Source organism: Funiculus sociatus GB2-C1, from assembly GCF_039962115.1.
Classification (GTDB): Bacteria; Cyanobacteriota; Cyanobacteriia; order Cyanobacteriales; family FACHB-T130; genus Funiculus; species Funiculus sociatus.
In genome coordinates this window covers 1-18,945 of record NZ_JAMPKJ010000080.1, presented here as the reverse complement: position 1 = coordinate 18,945, position 18,945 = coordinate 1, and the positions used below count along the sequence as shown (strand labels likewise).

Below are 18,945 nucleotides of genomic sequence, written 5' to 3'. Positions count from 1 at the left end.
AAGGTCAGGATGGGTAATGGTAAAAAAAGCCAATTAGCAATCCTTCAATTAGCAATCAGCAATCCTGCGATTAGTTATGACACAAGCACAGCTTCAAGAACGTGCCAATATACCTGCTCACGGTGACGAACCGAAGGTAACGCACTGGCGAGAATATTTTGGCTTTAGCACCGACCACAAAGTGATCGGGATTCAATACCTGGTTACAACGTTTATTTTTTATCTGATCGGTGGCGCACTGGCAACAGCAGTCCGCACAGAATTGGCAACGCCAGCGTCGGATTTTGTTGCACCGGATGTTTACAACAGCTTATTTACAGTCCACGCGACGGTGATGATCTTCCTGTGGATCGTACCTGCGGGAACTGGTGGGTTTGGTAATTATCTGGTGCCTTTGCTAATTGGGGCAAGGGATATGGCGTTCCCCAGACTGAATGCGATCGCTTTCTGGATGATCCCCCCCGCCGGCATACTGCTGATGAGCAGTTTCTTCGTCGGCGCACCAGGCGCAGGTTGGACTTCATACCCCCCTTTGAGCATCGTCAGCGGTAAAGCTGGGGAAGCGATTTGGATTATGAGCGTCCTGTTGCTGGGAACCTCCTCCATCTTGGCAGGGATCAATTTTATCGTCACCATCTGGAAGATGCGGACACCAGGGATGGGGTGGAACCAAATGCCCTTATTCTGTTGGTCAATGTTCGCCACCTCCTGCTTAGCTGTCATTTCCACTCCGGTATTAGCCGGGGCATTGATTCTCCTAGCCTTTGACCTGCTGGTCGGGACTAGCTTCTTTAACCCCACGGGTGGTGGCGATCCCATCGTGTACCAGCATATGTTCTGGTTTTACTCCCACCCGGCGGTTTATATCATGATCCTCCCCATGTTTGGGATGATCTCAGAAATCCTGCCAGTACACGCTCGCAAACCGATTTTTGGGTACAAGGCGATCGCATATTCCAGCCTAGCTATCAGCTTTTTGGGGCTAATCGTCTGGGCGCACCATATGTTTACCAGCGGTACCCCAGCCTGGTTGCGGATGTTCTTCATGATCACCACAATGGTAATCGCCGTACCAACTGGTATTAAAGTCTTTAGCTGGTTAGCCACAATTTGGGGCGGCAAACTGCGCCTCAACAGCGCCATGCTATTCGCTCTTGGCTTTATCTCCATGTTCGTTATCGGCGGCATCAGCGGCGTTATGTTGGCAGCTGTACCCTTCGACATCCACGTTCACGACACCTACTTTGTAGTTGCTCACCTGCACTACGTCCTCTTTGGTGGCAGCGTTTTCGGCATCTACGCCGGATTCTACCACTGGTTCCCTAAGATGACTGGGCGGATGTTGAACGAAGCTTGGGGCAAAGTTCACTTTGTCCTGATGTTTATTGGATTCAACTTGGCTTTCCTACCAATGCACAAGTTGGGTATTGAAGGCATGAATCGGCGGATTGCCGAGTATGACCCCAAATTTGCCACACTCAACCTAATTTGCAGCATTGGAGCTTATATACTCGCCGTTTCCACCATTCCCTTCATTGTCAATGCCTGTTGGAGTTGGATAGCTGGCCCCAAAGCACCCGACAACCCTTGGGACGGACTAACCCTAGAGTGGATGACGACCTCGCCCCCGCCAGTAGAAAACTTTGAGAAAGACCCAGTGTTAGCCACTGGCCCTTATGACTACGGCATGGGCGATCGCCGCACCAAGGTAGATGTCCCCCTCGACGATCCTCGAAATCCAGTCTTGTCTGCCGGACCTGACTCCGCCTTACGTGCAGATCCAGATCCAGCTGTTGCGGCTCATCCCGATGACCGTCAAGGAGAAAGTCACAATCGTTAATAGGGATTAGGGATTAGGGACTGGGGGCTAGGGACTAGAGACTAGGTAAGACTTTTTCCCAATTCCCAATTCCTAATTCCCAATCCCCTAATTCCCAATTCTTTATAGAGGAGATTCATGCAAGGTTCAACAATTGACCCAGCAAAAACTGCCCTAAATTATCACCACGAGCCAGAAGCAGCAGTGGAAGCCCACGGCGTAGAACATCACGATTTTCGCATCGAGGGGCTGATTGTATTTCTGGTAGCGGAAGGCATGATCTTTTTCGGCTTATTTATTGCTTATCTCGCCTTCCGAGCAGTTGCACCGTCTTGGCCCCCCGAAGGAACGCCAAAACTAGAGCTATTGCTACCTGGAATCAACACCATAATTCTGATTTCTAGCAGCTTTGTGATCCACAATGCTGACACCGCTATCAAAAAGAATGACGTAAAAGGTTTGCGGACATGGTTTGCCTTAACTGGCATCATGGGCGCAATTTTCCTTTGCGGTCAGCTTTACGAATACAGCCACTTAGAATTTGGTCTTAGCACTAACTTATTTGCCAGCACCTTTTATGTTTTGACTGGCTTCCACGGTTTGCACGTATTCTTAGGACTTGGGGCAATTGGTGCTGTGTTGTGGCGCAGTCTCAAACCCGGCCACTACAGCAATGAACACCACTTTGGCGTTGAAGCCGCAGAAATTTACTGGCACTTCGTTGATATCGTGTGGATTGTTCTGTTCACAATCCTCTATCTGCTTTAAGTGTTTTTGAAGCACTACAATAAAAAATTTGCCTCCAGCTGGGGGCTTTTTTTATTGTGATAGCTTAATCTACTGAATGAGGGAGGAAACCAAGGGGTTAATTGATGGACGCGGATGAACTATTCAGGAGATACGCAGCTGGAGAAAGAGATTTTTGTCTAGCCGAACTGTCTGATACCGACTTAAGCGGGGCAAATCTCAGTCAGGTGGATTTCAGTGGGGCAAACCTAAAGAAGGCAACCTTTAGCCGAGCCATTCTCAGCCGAGCTACTCTAGCAGCAGCCAACATGGAACTGACTGACCTGTGCGAGGCAGATTTGCGTAGAGCCGACTTGAGCGGAGCCGAGATGATTGGAGCCTACTTAATTGCAGCTAATCTGAGTTTAGCTGACTTGATTGGCACCAACCTGCGTGGAGCCAATCTGAGTTTATCCGACTTGATTGGCGCTGACTTAATTGGCGCTGAGCTGAGTAGAGCCAATTTGAGTTTAGCCGACCTGCGGGGAGCCGACATGAGTGGAGCCAACCTCTGTGAGGCAAACTTGAGTTCAACACACCTTTATGAGGCTGACTTGCGGGAGGCAAACTTACTCAAAGCCAACTTACAAAAAGCTCTCTACAACGAACAAACTAAGTTTCCTGAATGGTTTGAACCTGCCTCAGCAGGAGCGTTGTTAATTGCTCCTCAAGTTTGTCTGGCAGGGATAGACCTGAGTAAAGCCAATCTCCCCGGAGTCAATCTGCGTGAAGCCAACCTCAGCGGTACTAACCTGAGTCAGGCAGATTTGGTTTGGGCAGATTTGAGGGGAGCCAACCTCACTGGAGCCAACTTACATGGCGCAAATTTATCTCAAACCAATCTCAGGGGAGCTAACCTCAGCGGAGCTATCATGCCTGATGGCAGCATCCACGATTAAGTTATAGATATTTCCCTCGCTTCTCTTCTATTATTAGGCTTGGAAACGCCAATGTTAGACGCTATGCCTCAATTTGAGACTGCATTAAGTATGAGTCAATAAAAATTGACCGTTGCCGTTATATTCCCCATTACAACTAGCAAAGTTGCGAACAAACCATATCAAATAAAACCTCCAAATCCGGCGGAATTTTGCATACTCGATGCCATACTCTAACTGTTTGTTTGTTGCCTGATTGTCATCAAAGTTTTTTAGCCAGTTAGCAAAGGTTGTAGAGTAGTTATAGCCGTTGAGGTACCATCTTTGAATGGTTTTTAGGTCTTTGTTATGGCTAGGAACTGCATCGAAATTCCAGTAACGACCATGCGGAAAAATGTATTTGTGGGTGTAAACGCTGGAGATGTTGTTAGGGGTGCGGACTGTGATAATGTGAATAAAAACTTTGCCATCCTCCTTCAAGAATGAAGCTAATTTGTGGAAGGCTTTGGTTAAATTACCCACATGGCAGAAAACGCCAATCGAGAGAATTTTGTCAAACTTTGTGTCAAAGAAGGCATCATTTAAGTCGCCTTCATACAGCGTAAATCGTCCTGAACTAAGGTAACTTTCCGGATCTTGCATTTTGCCACGCATATATTCGCATTGTTCGTGGCTCAAATTAATTCCCGTAAACTTGACATTGGGAAACTTGGAAAGAATATAATTGGGAACGCATCCCCAACCACAGCCAAAGTCTAAAATATTGTCGCCGTCTTCGATCTCTAGCTTCTCAATTACATCATCGATCATTTGCATTTGGGCTTGCTCAAGATTGGCTGCGCCTTTTTCCCACAATGCCATGCTGTATTTGGGATAAATAAGTTTCCCATCTCCTAACATTGTATTCAGCATGGCTTGTGGCAAGTCATACTGAAGTTTCATTAGATCTCGTGAACCTTCGGCGAGATGATCGGTTTCTTTTAATACCCAGTCGTAGGGTGCTAAAAGAGAGGGAAAATATTTGAACAAGATGGGCATGAAGGTATCGAAAAGCGATCGCAGTACAGCATCAGGCACTTCAAACCCGTTAATATAAGCCTCTGCTACTGCCATTTGTGCTGCGTTAACTACCTTGACAGCCCCACGGCTGGTCTTATATGCTAATGGGGTTTTGATATTGACATCCCCTACTAAAGGGATATATTTTTCGATGTTTTCTAATACTGAAGTTGAAGTCATAGCCACCCTCGTAATCTAACTAGAGGACTGGGATAGCTGGAGCTTAAGCTACCGTTTTTTTGATTCCATCTCTCTAAAGAGGTAAAATATTTTAGGGTTTACAGTTATCTTTAAGAAATCTATTAATAGCGCAGGTTTCAGAAAAAAGGATTTTCATTTAAACTATATTTATTGATAATAAACGAAAAAAATTTTAAGCTTTTTTTAACGAAATCAAAAAAAATGTATCTCTTAAGATAGGGTACAATAAGAATCTGTTAAGTTAAAATACCGGTCTTTAATTTTGGATAACCAAGTAATGATTCCTCAATCAGAGTACGCCAAAAAATTGCGTCCTCTTCTTCCTGATGCTGCGTTTGCACCCGATCCCAATAAGTTATTCATTTTATTAATTAATGTAGCAATTGTGATATTGGGCTGGGCGATCGCATCTAAGTTAGACCAGTGGTCTGTATATTTATTGTGGCTTTATTTACCGCTAAGCCTGGTGATGGGCAATAGTGTCATTCTCTTACTATTCAGCTCCCATGACCTCATGCACGGCAGCGCGATTAGAAATTCTCGCCTGATGCGTTTGGTAAGCTTTCTCGGATTAACGATTATGTGGATGCCACCGACGTTGTGGAAAGCAGTTCATAATCGAGTGCATCACAATAATACCAATTCCCTGAAAGATCCAGATCGCAATTACTTATATCAACAGCCTGATACTTGGGGAAAATGGATTCAAAATCTATTCGTCCCATCTAATGAAGTTAATCCATTATGGTTAACTGTAGGGATGACATCAGCATGGCTGGTTCATACTTTTCGCAACCTAACTTCGGTGGTGTTGTTTAATAATGAGTCTGTAGATTATGTGCCTGCTGCTTTTAAAGTGAGTGGCAAAGATAGGCAAGCGATCGCCTGGGAATTTCTATTAATATTAGGGATTCATTTCAGTATCATCGCGTTTCTAGACTTTAACCCCATCAAACTCCTACTCAGCTACTTCCTCCCGCTTGCAATTGGCTACGCTGGTGTCATGTTTTATATTTATACAAATCACATGATATGCGAGATGACCAGCGTTAACGATCCGCTGATGAATAGTGTTTCTCTCCGAGTTCCCAAAATCTTTGATTTGCTGCACTTAAATTTCTCATACCATACGGAACATCATATTTTTCCGGCAATGAACTCGGACTATTATCCAATGGTTCAAAACTTGTTAATGATACACTATCCAGAACAACATAACTTATTAGATGCCGGACAAGCTTGGCGATTATTACTGCAAACTCCCCGGCATTACAAAGATGAAACTACATTCATAGATTCCTTGGGAGATCAGCCTGTTACTTGTCCTCTGGGCAAGAATTAAAAGCTTACTATAGCCCTCCTAAATAAATCTTAAAATTTTCTTTGTAGAGACGTTCTATAGAACGTCTCGACTCATGTGTTGGGTAGGCTGCATTATCTTAACCGAACCGTATTGCCGCTTATTTCTTTCCGGTACTGATCATATGCCTGATTAATTGCCTGCATTGTAGCTTTAGCACTAGCAGAGGAATTAATATCAGGATGATACTGCCTTCCTAAGCGAATGTATGCACGCTTCACATCGCTAGGATAAGCACTTTTTTCCACACCCAAAACTTCCCACCATTCCCCAGATAGCACAAAGTTAGATTGAGATTTATTCGTCTCACAGGACTGATGCCAAATTTTAATAGTGCCACCATTAGCGCCACTCACCAAGGTATTTCCATCAGCACTAAAAGCAACCGCACCACGTCCAGAAAGAGTTTCTAGTAGTTCTCCAGTGTGCAGGTTCCAAATTTTAACGCTGTTGGTGCTGCCACTAGCCAAAGTTTTTCCATTGGAGCTAAAGGCAACAGAATTAACCCCAGATGAATGTCCTGAGAAAGTGCGAATCATTTCTCCGGTTTTGAGATTCCAGAACTTGATTGTGGTGTCTCCACTCCCACTAGCGAGAGTCTTTCCATCCGGGCTGAAGGCAACAGAATTAACCCAGCCGGAATGCCCCGCGAGAATGTGGTGCTGCTGTCCGCTAATCAAATTCCAAAGCCTAATAGTTTTATCGGCACTTCCACTAGCGATAGTTTGACTATCGGGACTAATAGCAACAGACAAAACCGCATCTGAATGTCCATTAATAGTACGGATTAATTTGCCCCCGTACCCATTCCAAAGCCTGATAGTTTTATCGGCACTTCCACTAGCAATAATTTTTCCATCCGGGCTGAAGGCAACTGAGTAAACAAAGCCGGAATGACTGTAGGGTGAGTTTAAATAAAAGAAGGTGCGGATAAATTCTTTTTTTCGCAAATTCCAGTTAGTGATTTTTTGATCAAAACTGCCACTGACAAGAGTCTTGTTATCTGGACTAATTGCCACTGAATAAACTTCCTGTGCTTGTCCAATAAAGGTGAAAATCTGTTTTCCTGTTTTCAGGTTCCACAAAGTAACTGTTTTGTCATCACTCCCACTGGCAACCATTTCACCATCGGGGCTGATAGCAACGGAATTGACTGAGGCTGAGTGTCCCTTTAGAGTGTGTACGCATTTCCAAGCTTCAGGTGTCTGAGTTTTTACTGCCATCAATTCAGCTTGAATTCCAGAATTAACAAATTGTGTTTTTGATGGCGTTGTCTTGTAAGCAGAAGTTTCACCATTTCCCGATAACTTGAGGCTTGGGTTAGAGGAGTTTATATTAGTTTTTGGCTGTATTTTAGCCTTCAATTCCTCTAATTCATCCTCCACTTCCCAATTAGCAAATTTTATTTCTACAGCATCACCAGCTAACTTTTTTTCTAATGCTGCCAGTTCTAATTCTAAAAGTGCCTCGGTGTAAGCGTCTTGCCACAATATTTTTTCTTCCATCCGCTCGAAGGCATCTATCGCACCCATTAAACGCTCTCCAGGCTCTGGTTTGACTTTGTGCAACCCATAAATTCCCAGTCCAATTACTGCACCAACAGCTGTCATCGGAGCCATGCCAATTCCTACAGCCGTTCCTTTAAACGCTAATCCCATGCCGCCAAAAACTGAGTAAAAACTAGCGCCACCTGCTGCACCAATTCCTATGGCACCTAAAGCGAAAGTATCTCCTTCTCCTATCGCTGTAAAAGCTCCGTAGGCAGCAGCGCCAGCAACAGCTCCCGCCGCCATAACTGGTGCCATACCAAGCCCAACAGCTCCAAATCCTCCAACTAATCCCATCCCGCCAACAGCAGCGGAAACTCCGGCACCTGTCGCCGCGCCTGCGGCTACAAATGTTGCACCTGGGATAACACTATTTTTCTGATAATTTTGAGACATGAATTTTGCAAGGGCGAAGGATGAGGTTCATGGAAGCGATCGCTTCTTTAATACACCTACCACTCTCTCCCTTGGTTCTAAATTCGTATATTTACCGAATTATTTTCTAATATTGCAATCCTAATTTATTTATCAACCTCTCTATTTTCTCTTCCTCTGCGCCCTCTGTGTCTCAGGGCTTCGTTAATCAAATAGAGTTGCTCTACAAATTATTATAATAATCATATACTTAAAAAAGTAATGCTTTTAAAGAGCATAACCTTGTTAAAGGCAATCCTAATTTATTTTGCCAAGTAAGGGAGTAGGAGTTTCATCAATCAATGCAGTGAGAATTGTGCGAAAGAGAAGTAGAAAAATTAACTGTACATCATCTAGTTCCGCGACAGAAAACCAAGCGGAAAAATGAAGCTCCAGGCCCTACTACAAATATTTGTTCTGCCTGCCATCGACAGATACATACTTTGTTTGATAATACGAGATTAGCCCAAGAACTCAACTGTGTGGAAAGACTGAAGGATGAACCTCAGATGCAAAAATTTTTGTCTTGGGTGAAGAAGCAAGATCCGACTAGGCGCGTCAAAGTGCATCGCAGCAGCAATTAATGGCTCTTCCGTACCTGATATGCTAATCTGCCTCCTGCGATGCCCATAACTGTTACTCAGCAGGAGTTTTGGGCATTACTTTTAATTATTTTGGCGGTGGAGGCGCTAAGAAGCCCCAAAGGTTTCTATTCCAGGCTTTTCAGCCCTTTAAACTAATAGTTTGGCATACCAAGTAATGAAGAACCCAATTAATTGATCCGGGTGAGCCTTAATTAGGATTTTGCGCTCTTTGCAATAATTCCTGAGAATTCCTTACCCACTGGGTGTTACCTTGAGCAGCGTAGAGGTCTTTGGCGTATTGTAGTAATTGCTGAGCATCGCTGTATTTGCCTTGGCGCAAAAATACTAAACCTGCTGCATAGTAGGCATTGGCGTAATTAGAATTAGCTTCGGCTGCTTGGCGAAAAGCGTTTAAAGCTTCGTCTAATTTTCCTTGATTCATTAAAATTGAACCGAGATTGTAGTGAGCTTCAGGGTATTTGGGGCTAATTTCTAGGGCTTGTTGAAATGCTTTTTTAGCTTCGTTAGTTTTATTTTGTTGCAAATAAGATAAGCCCAAATGATAAGCAGGTTCTGGTGCATTTGGACTCAACTGCATAGCTTTTTTAAAAGATGCGATCGCTTTCTCCCAATCTCCTTGCTGTTCCCTGACCAAACCCAGATTGTAATGCGCTACCCCCAACTTGGGGTCGATTTCCAGCGCCCGTACTAAATAATCACCCGCCTGCTGTAAATTGTTGCCCTCCAGCAGCGCCGCGCCTAAATTGGCAAAAGCTAAGGCAAATTTGGGATCGGCTTGTGTCGCTTGGTAAAAGGCATCCGCCGATGGTTGCAATTGTCCCGCCTGCCGCAAAGCTAGTCCTAAATTGTAATGCGCTGGTGCCAGTTTGGGATCGAGTTTGGTGGCGCGTTGAAAGGATGCGATCGCTTCTGATACTTTCCCCTGTTGAATCATCTGCAAACCCTGATTTACCGAATCCACCGCCTGTGGCGCTTGGGCGACTTTTATAGGCGTGGAAGTTGGTAAAGCGCCAACCGGGGGCATTATCCCCACCAGTAACAGCGAGAGCCTAACGACTAAAGTCAAGGGCCTACCAACGAAATCCGAGGACGCGGGCTTTTTTCGTGCGGTTCCAGGCTTGGGACTGTGAGGTATATTTATCCATTCCAGATGCCGATGCCTTCCCATTTTTCGAGTCACCTTTTTGTTTACAATTGTTACGCTTGTTGACCTGATATCCAGTATTTTTCTAACAAATACTTTTTAATATGTTTCATTTATTGATAAAATTTACGCTGATTTAATAGTAATTTATCTAAGTTAATTTTTGGGTGAGTTTGCTTTAAAAGAAATTGCAACTTTCATTTCCGGGAAGTCAAACGCGCTAATCTCACAGTCAGGGATCAATAAATCCATACAGCTAACAAGCAGTGAATGGCACCCAGAAAGGAGAGCGGGAACATCCCGCCGATTGCCAATGGTGTCAATCTGCTTCTCTCCTTTTTTCCTTGGAGGTGAATTATGAACGAAAAAGTCGTTTCCGGGACACGAAATGTTGCAATTGTCGGCCCGTATTTAAGTGGCAAAACTACATTACTGGAAAGCTTGCTGTTCGTCAGTGGGACAATTTCCCGCAAAGGACGTACTGTAGACCGTAACACGGTGGCAGATAGTTCCCAAGAAGCACGCGATCGCCAGATGAGTGTAGAGGTATGCGCTGCCAGCACAGAGTACGGCGGTGTCCGCTTCACTTTTGTAGATTGTCCCGGCTCGGTAGAATTTGCACAAGAAACCTATAACGCTCTCATTGGCGTGGATGCAGCGATTGTAGTCTGCGAACCGCACACCAATCGCGTCCTCACCCTCGCACCTTTATTCAAATTTCTCGACGACTGGGAAATCCCGCACCTAGTCTTCATCAACAAAATGGATCGGGCGAATAACAACTTCATGGACGTGCTAAACGCCCTGAAAACGGTTTCCAGCCGCCCGATCGTCCCACACCAGTATCCCATCGGTCAAGGCGAACAACTGACCGGATTTATCGACTTGGTGAGCGAACAAGCTTATCATTACCATCCGGGTGCGCCAGCTGACCCGGTGCCAATGCCAGAAGACTTGAAGGAACAAGAGCAAGCAGCACGCACAGAGATGCTGGAAGCATTGGCAGATTTTGACGACCACTTGCTAGAAGAACTGCTAGAGGAAATTAACCCGCCCCAAGAAGAAATTATCCAAGACTTGAAAATGGAGTTAGGGGCAGATTTAATTGTGCCTGTGTTCCTGGGGGTTGCTGAGCAAGATTATGGAGTGCGACCGCTGTTGGAAGCTTTATTGCGAGAAGCACCAGATCCCGCAACTACTGCGGAACGTCGGGGAATTGTTCTCCACGCCGATGCTCCCTTAGCGCAAGTTATTAAAACCTATTACACTCCCCAAGGTGGGAAACTCTCCCTCGTGCGGGTTTGGCAAGGTACGTTAACAGATGGAATTGTCCTGAATGGGGTTCGTGCTGGCGGATTGTACCGCTTGATGGGACAGCAACAGCAAACTGTCACACAAGCCCAAGCTGGTGAAATTGTGGCACTGGGACGCTTGGAAGCAATTAAAACAGGCGATACCTTGACAGCCGATGCACAATTGGCAACCGAATTACCGAAAGCCGAGCAGACTTCCCCAGTATACGCAATGGCGATCGCGCCCGAAAAGCGCAACGACGAAGTTAAACTCAGCAGCGCCATAGGCAAACTGCTAGAAGAAGATCCGTCCCTCGCCTGGGAACAACACGGCGACACTCACGAAGTCATCCTCTGGGGACAAGGCGACATTCACCTGCAAGTTGCTCTCGACCGACTGCGGCGCAAATACAACCTGCCGATGACAACCCATCTGCCGCGAGTTCCCTACAAAGAAACCATCCGCAAAACTGCCCCCTCAGTTCACGGGCGCTACAAGCACCAAAGCGGCGGACACGGGCAATTCGGCGACGTATACCTGGAAATCAAACCCCTACCCCGTGGCGAAGGCTTTAACTTCAATCAAACTATTGTTGGCGGTGTCGTTCCTAAACAATATATTCCCGGCGTTGAGATGGGAGTGCGGGAATATCTCACTCATGGCCCCTTGGGTTTCCCAGTCGTCGATGTAGCGGTAACGCTGACAAATGGTTCATACCACTCAGTCGATAGTTCGGAACAGGCATTTAAACAAGCTGCCCGAATTGCCATGCAGGAAGGAATGCAAAAGTGCGAACCAACCCTGCTTGAACCGATTACCTCAGTTCAAGTATGCGCCCCCAGCGAGTTTACCTCCAAAGTCCTCCAACTGCTGAGCGGACGGCGGGGACAAATTCTCGGCTACGAAGCTAAATCAGATTGGGCAGGTTGGGATTGCGTTTCCGCGTATTTACCCCAAGCTGAGATGCACGACTTTATCGTAGAATTGCGAAGTCTTACAATGGGCGTTGGCTTCTTCCACTGGCAACACGACCATCTCCAAGAAGTCCCCGGAAAACTAGCTGAAAAAGTCTTAGCTACCAACGGCTAAAAAAGGCAAAAGGAAAAAGGCAAAAAGAAGAGAAAAAACACAAACTATACAAAAAATAGAAACGTAAGTAATCTTACTCTTTTGCCTTTTTCCTTACTGTATGGTTTATTTCAAACTTTGTGATTAATTACTCTTTAAATCTCAGTAGCTTTAAAAAAATATAACAGCCCGAATTAGCTTTTTGCTGTTTAATTACCTAACTTTAACCAGCAGGATCTATGATCAAATTAAGTTGTAATTTTTCAAAGCTGATGGAGGGAAATTTATGTCTTTTATAGCTTCACTCCTGATAACGTTAATTTCTATCCTCGTTTTCTTGAATGCTGGTAAAGTTAAGAATGAAAGAGGCCGCTTGGCGGTACAAGCGATCGCAACGCTCGTTGGAGCAATTGCAGCGCTTTCTACCGTCTTCCGCAGTTTATTGATTATCCCCGCTGGAAATATCGGCGTTGTAGAGTCCTTGGGAAGGGTTTCCGAACGCACCCTTAATCCTGGTGTCCACTTAGTCAATCCCTTTACCGAAGTCGAGATATTTTCCACTCGACTAAGGGATATGAAGGAAACTATAGAGGCTACATCCCAAGAAGGTTTAGCTTTCAATATCGATGTCACTCTTCAATACAAACTAGATCCGCAGAAAGCAGCGGAAGTTTATAAAAATATTGGTACTGAAGAGGGAGATATTATTACTTCCCGATTTCGCTCCCTTGTCCGCGAAATTACTGCTAGTTACCCGGCTGTAGCAATTTACTCGACCAAACGCCAAGAAGTTGCTAATCAGCTTCGCCAACGGCTAAGCGAGCAGTTATTACCTCTTGGTTTTATAGTTGAAGAAGCTCTGTTGAGGGAAGTTAAACTCCCTGATACGCTCCAAGCCGCAATTGAGCAAAAACTCCAAGTCGAGCAGCAAAGCCAGCAGATGAAGTTTACTTTAGAAAAAGAGCGTCAAGAGGCTGAGCGAAAACGCATTGAAGCCAGAGGTATTTCTGATTCTCAAAAAATAATTTCTCAAGGACTGAGCGACCGAATGCTGCAATTGAGGGCAATTGAAGCCACTGAAAAACTAGCTCAATCCCCCAATTCTAAAATTGTGGTGATGGGCGGTCAAGGGCAAGGCGGTTTACCAATCCTGTTACAGCCAGACATAGGAACTTCAACCAATGCAGCCGCTCCAAAACCCTAGCAGTCTCTCTGTGTGGAATTAACTTTTACTTAAAATGACTGATTCACAAACTTGGTATATTGTCAAGCGACAAGATCAAAAATGCGAAATTATCCCCAGCGATCGCGTCGAAAGGGAGGAAGAATCAGCATTTGTGGAACGCTGGGGGCCATTTAATTCTCAAGAGGAAGCGATCGCTCGTCGCATCGGCTTAATCCGCGCTGGAAAGTGCCAACCCGCATAATTTAAGATTTTAGATTTTATAGCGGTTCGCAGTTGAGTCAAATACAGACCTAACGATTCAACCCCCTTCCCTTGTAGTTCTCTTGTAGAAAAGGAGAATTAGCCCCTCCCCTTGTAGGGGAGGGGTTGGGGAGAGGTCAGAAGTATTACACACAAATGAGAACCGTAGATTCAACCCAAAATCATCAGAAGTCCAGAAACTCCTTTGCCGGGAGGAGAATCTAAAATTTCTTTTCTGCCCTATTTCCTTTTTTCGCAGCAATCTCCTGATTCAGCACATCCAGCGCTTTCGAGTATTGAGGATCGTCCTGAGAGCCGATTTTATCTCGGTCAGTCTGCAACGACTTGCGCTGTTCATCCGAGAGTTCCAGCACCTGATCCGGGACAATTCCCGCTTGGTTGATATCGCGACCCTTGGGAGTATAGTATTTAGCGATCGTCACCGCCAAACCCGAACCATCGCCCAGGCCCCGCACCGATTGCACCAAACCTTTACCAAAGGTCTTTGTACCCACCAAAACAGCCCGCTTGTTATCCTGCAAAGCTCCAGAGAGGATTTCACTAGCGCTAGCCGATCCGCCATCCACTAGCACCACCAGCGGTTTATCAGTCAAGGCGCGATTATTAGCCGTCTCTCGATCCCTTTCTCCCTGGCGATCGGATGTTGAGACAATTGTGCCTTCTTTAAGCCACATCTGGGCAATTTCAATACTAGAGTACAGTAAACCGCCCGGATTAGAGCGCAGATCCAGAATGTAGCCATTCACATTCTGCGCCTCTAACGCTTTAATCGCGTCTGCCATTTCCTTAGAAGCATTAGCGCTGAACTGAGTCAAGCGAATATAGCCAATGTCGCCAGTAGGACTTGTCTTCTTGCTAAAGCGCACCGGATGGATTTCAATTCGCGCCCGTTTCAGAGGAAACATTAATTCCTTGTCCCCCCGCTGAACCGTTAGCGTCACTGAGGTTCCCGGCTGTCCCCGAATCAGCTTCACCGCGTCATTGACATCCATCCCATCGGTAGTTTTGCCATCGATTTTGGTGATGATGTCCTTAGCCAATACACCAGCCTTAGAAGCTGGCGTATCTTCAATTGGCGCAATTACCGTTAACTTCTTGGTTTTTTCATCTTGGGCAAGTTGCAGACCAACCCCTGTTAATTCCCCAGAAGTGTCAATTTGCATTGACTTGAACTCTCCTGGGTCCATGAACCGAGTATAGGGGTCATTCAGTTTCTTCAGCATTTCCCGGATAGCTTTATAAGCTTCCTCCTTGTTGCTGTAAGACTTATTGAGATACTCTTTGCGAACTGCGCGCCAATCTACCTTGTTAAAGGTGCCATCCACATAAGAGCGGTCGATAACTTGCCAAACTTCGTCTACTAGCTCCTTGGGGCTTTCGCGCAAGACTGCTAGACTTTTGGGGAGATGAATACCTACTCCGGTAATAGCGATCGCAGCCACTGTTGCTGCTGTCGCACTTAGAACAAGCCCACGTTTTGTAATTACCATTTTCCTGTCTGAGCTGGGGGGAATTACTGCCAAGGAATTACGCTAACTCTAACACAGGCAATTTCTACCCAGCATTAGAGCGCACTTCTCTATCCATCTGCACTAGGTTACAGTCCGGAATTAGAGAATTCGGAGTTATGAGTTAACAATTCCTGATTCCTCACTCTTAACTCCTAACTTTTCTTAACTTAAGGGTCAATCCAGCGTCCGTCTGCCTTAATTAAATTAATCAATTCTTCAACTCCTTGCGACTCTGGTACTTTTTTTATCTCTTCTCTGCCACGATATAGCGAGATATAACCAGGTTGTTTACCAACATAGCCATAGTCAGCATCCGCCATCTCTCCAGGCCCATTGACAATGCAACCCATCACTGCTATGTCTAACCCGGTGAGGTGTTTAGTTGCTTCCCGAACTTCGTGCAGCACTTCTTCTAGGTTAAACAATGTGCGACCACAAGAAGGACAAGCGACATACTCAACCATCGTTTTCCGCAAACCCAAAGCTTGCAGAATGCTGTAGCAGACGGGAATCTCTTTTTCTGGCGCTTCGGTGAGAGACACCCGGATAGTATCCCCAATTCCATCAGCTAACAGGGTAGCAATTCCTGCCGTAGACTTGATGCGTCCATATTCGCCATCACCAGCTTCCGTGACACCCAAATGCAGAGGGTAATCCATTCCCAGTTCATCCATCCGCTTCGCCATCAAGCGATATGCTGCTAACATCACCGGAACCCGCGACGCTTTGAGAGAAATTACCAGGTTGTGGAAATCCAGGGATTCGCAAATTCTGATGAATTCTATAGCAGATTCCACCATCCCTTCAGGAGTGTCGCCGTAGGAAAACAGCATTCTTTCAGCAAGAGAACCGTGATTTACCCCGATTCGCATCGCCTTGCCCTGATCTCGCAAAGAAACCACCAATGGTTCTAAAGTTTCGCGGATTTTTTCGCCAATCTCGTCAAATTCAGCTTTGGTATATTCAGTTCTATCTGCTTTTGGCTTCTCAAACACATACAACCCAGGATTAATCCGCACCTTATCAACGTGCTTGGCTACTTCCAAGGCGATTTTCATCCCGTTGTGATGCACATCGGCAACCAAAGGCACAATTTGGTAAGTTTGGATTAATTTCTGTTTAATTTCCGCCAAAGCTTTAGCGTGACCGATACTAGGCACAGTGACGCGCACAATTTCGCAGCCAATCTCGTGCAATCGACGAATTCCGGCAACCGATCCGTCGATATCCAGGGTATCTTCATTAATCATCGACTGCACCACCACCGGATAACCGCCGCCGATGGTGACATTTCCCACTTTTACCGGACGGGTTTTGCGGCGCTTAATGGCAGTGTCAAAAGCGGGTTCGTTAGATGCAGTGTTGGGAATTGGCAGAGTTTGCATAACCTTTTCTTTACTTTTTGCGTTCCTCTCTGTTTCTCAGGGTGCCACAGAAGGGGGCAAGTTTGGCTAAGTTAGGGCGATCGCATTTCTTGCAATATAGCGAAGAATTGTTGTGCGATCGCGTCCAGCCAATCTTGTCTGTCCCACTTAAGTAAAGCCGGTATATAGTTCGCCTTAGCATCTGCCATTATGAATAAAGTGTTGAAATCAACAAGCTTTTATGTCAGATGAAACAATTCGGGTTGTAACTTACGAGACTCTGAGTGATTCCCCTCAGCCAACTGCTCCTGAAGGCGCGAAAATTGGGATGGATGTAGGAGCGAACTTTTGGGCTGACGAAGTTCAACCAGATGAGTTTAAATTGCAAAAAGTTGAGCAAAAGACGGATAAGTTTAGACTTCACGATGTCAGCGTGCAGAAACTAGAGCATGGACTGGCTAAGTTTATGAAAACAGTAGATCAACTATTTAGCCATGCTGAACAACAAGCTAATATGCAGTTTACCCAGCTAGATGAAGTTGAGCTATCGGTAGAAGTGAACGGCGAGGGACAAGTAAGTTTATTAGGAAGCGGGACTAAAGTTGGTGGCAAAAGTGCAATAACCCTCAAGTTCAAACGGCGACAGTAGAGGGAAATGGTAAAGAATTGGGCGGTCTCAATTGGCATCAACAAATACGATTTCCTGCAACCGCTAAATTATGCCCAGCGGGATGCACAGCTAATGCAGGAATTTCTCTGCAACGAGGCAGGATTTAATCAAGTCTTGTTCTTTTCTGATGATTCACCCGATAAACGACCTTCTCGCAGCAACCTGCTACGAGTGCTGCGACAGTTGGGTAAAGAAGCAAAAATGTCTGCTGGGGATAACTTTTGGTTTTTCTTCAGCGGACACGGGATGCGCCACGAGGGACGCGATTATCTGATGCCTTTAGATGGCGATGCAAATGATATAGAAAATACGGCGATTTCGATTACCTACATTACTGACAATCTGCGTCTTTGTGGTGCGGATAACGTTGTTTTAATTTTTGATGCTTGCCGCAATCAAGGTACTCGTTCTGGAGAAGGTATCGGCAATCAAACGGCTGAACTTGCCCGTCAAACCGGAGTCCTCAGCATTTTTTCCTGTAGTCCGAATGAATATTCCTATGAAATTGAGGCTCTACAACAAGGTGCCTTCACCCGTGCGCTACTAGAAGGATTAGGTGTTCAAGGTAAATGTGCTACTGTTGAGCGATTGAACCAGTATTTGAGCTATCGACTACCTGAAATCAATCGTCAACACGGCAAACCTCAGCAAACGCCTTATAGTATTGCTGAACCTATAACCAAGTCTCGCCTGATTGTTTTACCGCGATACGCAACTTTAGCCGATATTGCCATGCTCAAAAATGATGCGTACCAGGCTGAAGTTGGCAAGGATATTGAGCTGGCAAAGCAGCTGTGGCTTCGGGTGAATATTGCCGCTGCTGGTCGGGATCTTGAGGCTGTAAAGGCATTAGAAAGAATTGCACAGTCGCGGATGGAAACCTCAAACGCATTTTCGTCATCTAGTTCAGTCGAGCCGGATATTCGTAGGAGGTCATCTAAGTCTGCACCTTTACCTGAATCAAATCAGATTGAGTCTGCTGTTGAATTAGAAAGCGCAACTGATGCTCTCACTTCTGAGCATAGAGTAGACTACACTTTGCTACAGAATCTGCTGGCATCCCGAAGTTGGAAAGAAGCCGATCGGGAAACAAAGGCAATAATGCTTGAGGTAGCTGGTCGAAAACAAGAAGGCTGGCTTGGAACAAATGATATTAGAAAATTTCCCTATCAAACTTTACACACTATCGACCAACTCTGGGTCACATCCAGTAATGGGCGCTTTGGCTTTAGTGTACAGCAACGCATTTGGCAGGAGCTTGGCGGTACTAAGGGCGCAGGTTACGAAATTTGGGTTCGTTTTGCTAATGCTGTGGGATGGCGTGTAAATGATAGTTGGGTTGCGTATAAAGACTTACCCTTCGCTTTGAAGGCTACTGAGGGGAACCTTCCATATTGTAGAGCTTGGGTAGAGGAGGGGTGGCCACAACATATTCCGGGTAGGTTCGATTCTCTCGTGTCGAGATTTGAGGAGTGCAAGGTACAGCCTGAGCCTCCTCTTGTTGAATACACACTAAAGCTTGAAAGTTTAATTAATAACCTTTCTTCACAGAAGATAGACTATACTCAAGCATCTGTATCACAGCCTCAATCATTATGGCTCTTCAGTACTTAGTATGCTAATTCAATAATTAAAATGCCAAGTAAGTAAACATCTAATTCGGTAATTTTCAAAATTCCTAAACCCATAAGCAGAGCGTTTAATCAACTTGAGCTTATTGTTAATACCCTCAACAACACCACTCGTAGTTCGGTTGTCAAAGTAAGCAATAATTTCATC

16 protein-coding genes are annotated in these 18,945 nt (G+C 45.4%); 10 read left to right on the top strand and 6 right to left on the bottom strand.

What is annotated here, in order from left to right:
* The first annotated feature begins 76 nt into the window (after positions 1 to 76).
* The 3 genes from ctaD (at position 77) to NDI42_RS25130 (ending at position 3,504) form a co-directional block, all read left to right on the top strand.
* Positions 77 to 1,840 (top strand): cytochrome c oxidase subunit I, encoded by a 1,764-nt coding sequence (gene ctaD, locus NDI42_RS25140; RefSeq protein ID WP_190447672.1) that lies wholly within the window; start codon positions 77 to 79, stop codon positions 1,838 to 1,840.
* A gap of 117 nt (positions 1,841 to 1,957) precedes the next feature.
* The gene (locus tag NDI42_RS25135; protein WP_190423158.1) at positions 1,958 to 2,587 is read left to right on the top strand and encodes a cytochrome c oxidase subunit 3; all 630 of its coding nucleotides are present in this window, start codon (positions 1,958 to 1,960) and stop codon (positions 2,585 to 2,587) included.
* A gap of 104 nt (positions 2,588 to 2,691) precedes the next feature.
* Positions 2,692 to 3,504, top strand: a complete 813-nt coding sequence (locus NDI42_RS25130; protein ID WP_190455332.1) for a pentapeptide repeat-containing protein — start codon at positions 2,692 to 2,694, stop codon at positions 3,502 to 3,504.
* An 84-nt stretch (positions 3,505 to 3,588) separates the two neighbouring features.
* Here NDI42_RS25130 and NDI42_RS25125 read toward each other — a convergent pair whose 3' ends face one another.
* A complete protein-coding gene (locus NDI42_RS25125) occupies positions 3,589 to 4,722 on the bottom strand; it encodes an SAM-dependent methyltransferase (protein WP_190455330.1) in 1,134 nt (377 codons plus the stop codon).
* 298 nt (positions 4,723 to 5,020) lie between these two features.
* On the opposite strand from NDI42_RS25125, the gene NDI42_RS25120 reads away from it, so the two are divergent.
* Positions 5,021 to 6,085 carry a fatty acid desaturase family protein gene (locus tag NDI42_RS25120; protein WP_190455327.1) on the top strand — a complete coding sequence of 355 codons (1,065 nt, stop codon included), beginning with the start codon at positions 5,021 to 5,023 and terminating at the stop codon, positions 6,083 to 6,085.
* A gap of 92 nt (positions 6,086 to 6,177) precedes the next feature.
* Here NDI42_RS25120 and NDI42_RS25115 read toward each other — a convergent pair whose 3' ends face one another.
* The gene (locus NDI42_RS25115; protein ID WP_190455325.1) at positions 6,178 to 8,046 is read right to left on the bottom strand and encodes a WD40 domain-containing protein; all 1,869 of its coding nucleotides are present in this window, start codon (positions 8,044 to 8,046) and stop codon (positions 6,178 to 6,180) included.
* Positions 8,047 to 8,378: 332 nt separating this feature from the next.
* Between NDI42_RS25115 and NDI42_RS25110 the strand changes: the two genes are divergently transcribed.
* Positions 8,379 to 8,648, top strand: a complete 270-nt coding sequence (locus NDI42_RS25110) for an HNH endonuclease (RefSeq protein ID WP_242017640.1) — start codon at positions 8,379 to 8,381, stop codon at positions 8,646 to 8,648.
* A gap of 208 nt (positions 8,649 to 8,856) precedes the next feature.
* Here the strand turns inward: NDI42_RS25110 and NDI42_RS25105 are convergent, their stop codons facing one another.
* Positions 8,857 to 9,693, bottom strand: a complete 837-nt coding sequence (locus NDI42_RS25105; protein WP_190455323.1) for a tetratricopeptide repeat protein — start codon at positions 9,691 to 9,693, stop codon at positions 8,857 to 8,859.
* A gap of 477 nt (positions 9,694 to 10,170) precedes the next feature.
* Here NDI42_RS25105 and NDI42_RS25100 point away from each other — a divergent pair, with 477 nt between their 5' ends.
* The 3 genes from NDI42_RS25100 (at position 10,171) to NDI42_RS25090 (ending at position 13,601) form a co-directional block, all read left to right on the top strand.
* Entirely contained in the window at positions 10,171 to 12,195 is a 2,025-nt protein-coding gene (locus NDI42_RS25100; RefSeq protein ID WP_190455321.1) for an elongation factor G, read from the top strand.
* 265 nt (positions 12,196 to 12,460) lie between these two features.
* On the top strand, positions 12,461 to 13,378 hold the full coding sequence (locus NDI42_RS25095; RefSeq protein ID WP_190455318.1) for a prohibitin family protein: 918 nt from the start codon (positions 12,461 to 12,463) through the stop codon (positions 13,376 to 13,378).
* 34 nt (positions 13,379 to 13,412) lie between these two features.
* Entirely contained in the window at positions 13,413 to 13,601 is a 189-nt protein-coding gene (locus tag NDI42_RS25090; RefSeq protein WP_190455314.1) for a DDE transposase family protein, read from the top strand.
* Positions 13,602 to 13,821: 220 nt separating this feature from the next.
* On the opposite strand, the gene ctpC is transcribed toward NDI42_RS25090, so the two are convergent.
* On the bottom strand, positions 13,822 to 15,111 hold the full coding sequence (gene ctpC, locus NDI42_RS25085) for a carboxyl-terminal processing protease CtpC (RefSeq protein WP_190455311.1): 1,290 nt from the start codon (positions 15,109 to 15,111) through the stop codon (positions 13,822 to 13,824).
* Positions 15,112 to 15,299: 188 nt separating this feature from the next.
* Complete coding sequence (gene ispG / locus NDI42_RS25080) at positions 15,300 to 16,517, bottom strand: (E)-4-hydroxy-3-methylbut-2-enyl-diphosphate synthase (RefSeq protein WP_190423131.1); 1,218 nt, start codon at positions 16,515 to 16,517, stop codon at positions 15,300 to 15,302.
* 220 nt (positions 16,518 to 16,737) lie between these two features.
* On the opposite strand from ispG, the gene NDI42_RS25075 reads away from it, so the two are divergent.
* Together NDI42_RS25075 and NDI42_RS25070 are read left to right on the top strand one after the other, a co-directional pair.
* Positions 16,738 to 17,145 carry a Pepco domain-containing protein gene (locus NDI42_RS25075; RefSeq protein WP_190455308.1) on the top strand — a complete coding sequence of 136 codons (408 nt, stop codon included), beginning with the start codon at positions 16,738 to 16,740 and terminating at the stop codon, positions 17,143 to 17,145.
* A 6-nt stretch (positions 17,146 to 17,151) separates the two neighbouring features.
* Positions 17,152 to 18,780: a GUN4 domain-containing protein gene (locus tag NDI42_RS25070; RefSeq protein ID WP_190455305.1), complete on the top strand. Its 1,629-nt coding sequence runs from the start codon at positions 17,152 to 17,154 to the stop codon at positions 18,778 to 18,780.
* A gap of 9 nt (positions 18,781 to 18,789) precedes the next feature.
* Here the strand turns inward: NDI42_RS25070 and NDI42_RS25065 are convergent.
* Positions 18,790 to 18,945, bottom strand: a 156-nt coding sequence (locus tag NDI42_RS25065; protein ID WP_190450670.1) for a transposase, incomplete at its 5' end; no start/stop codon positions are given.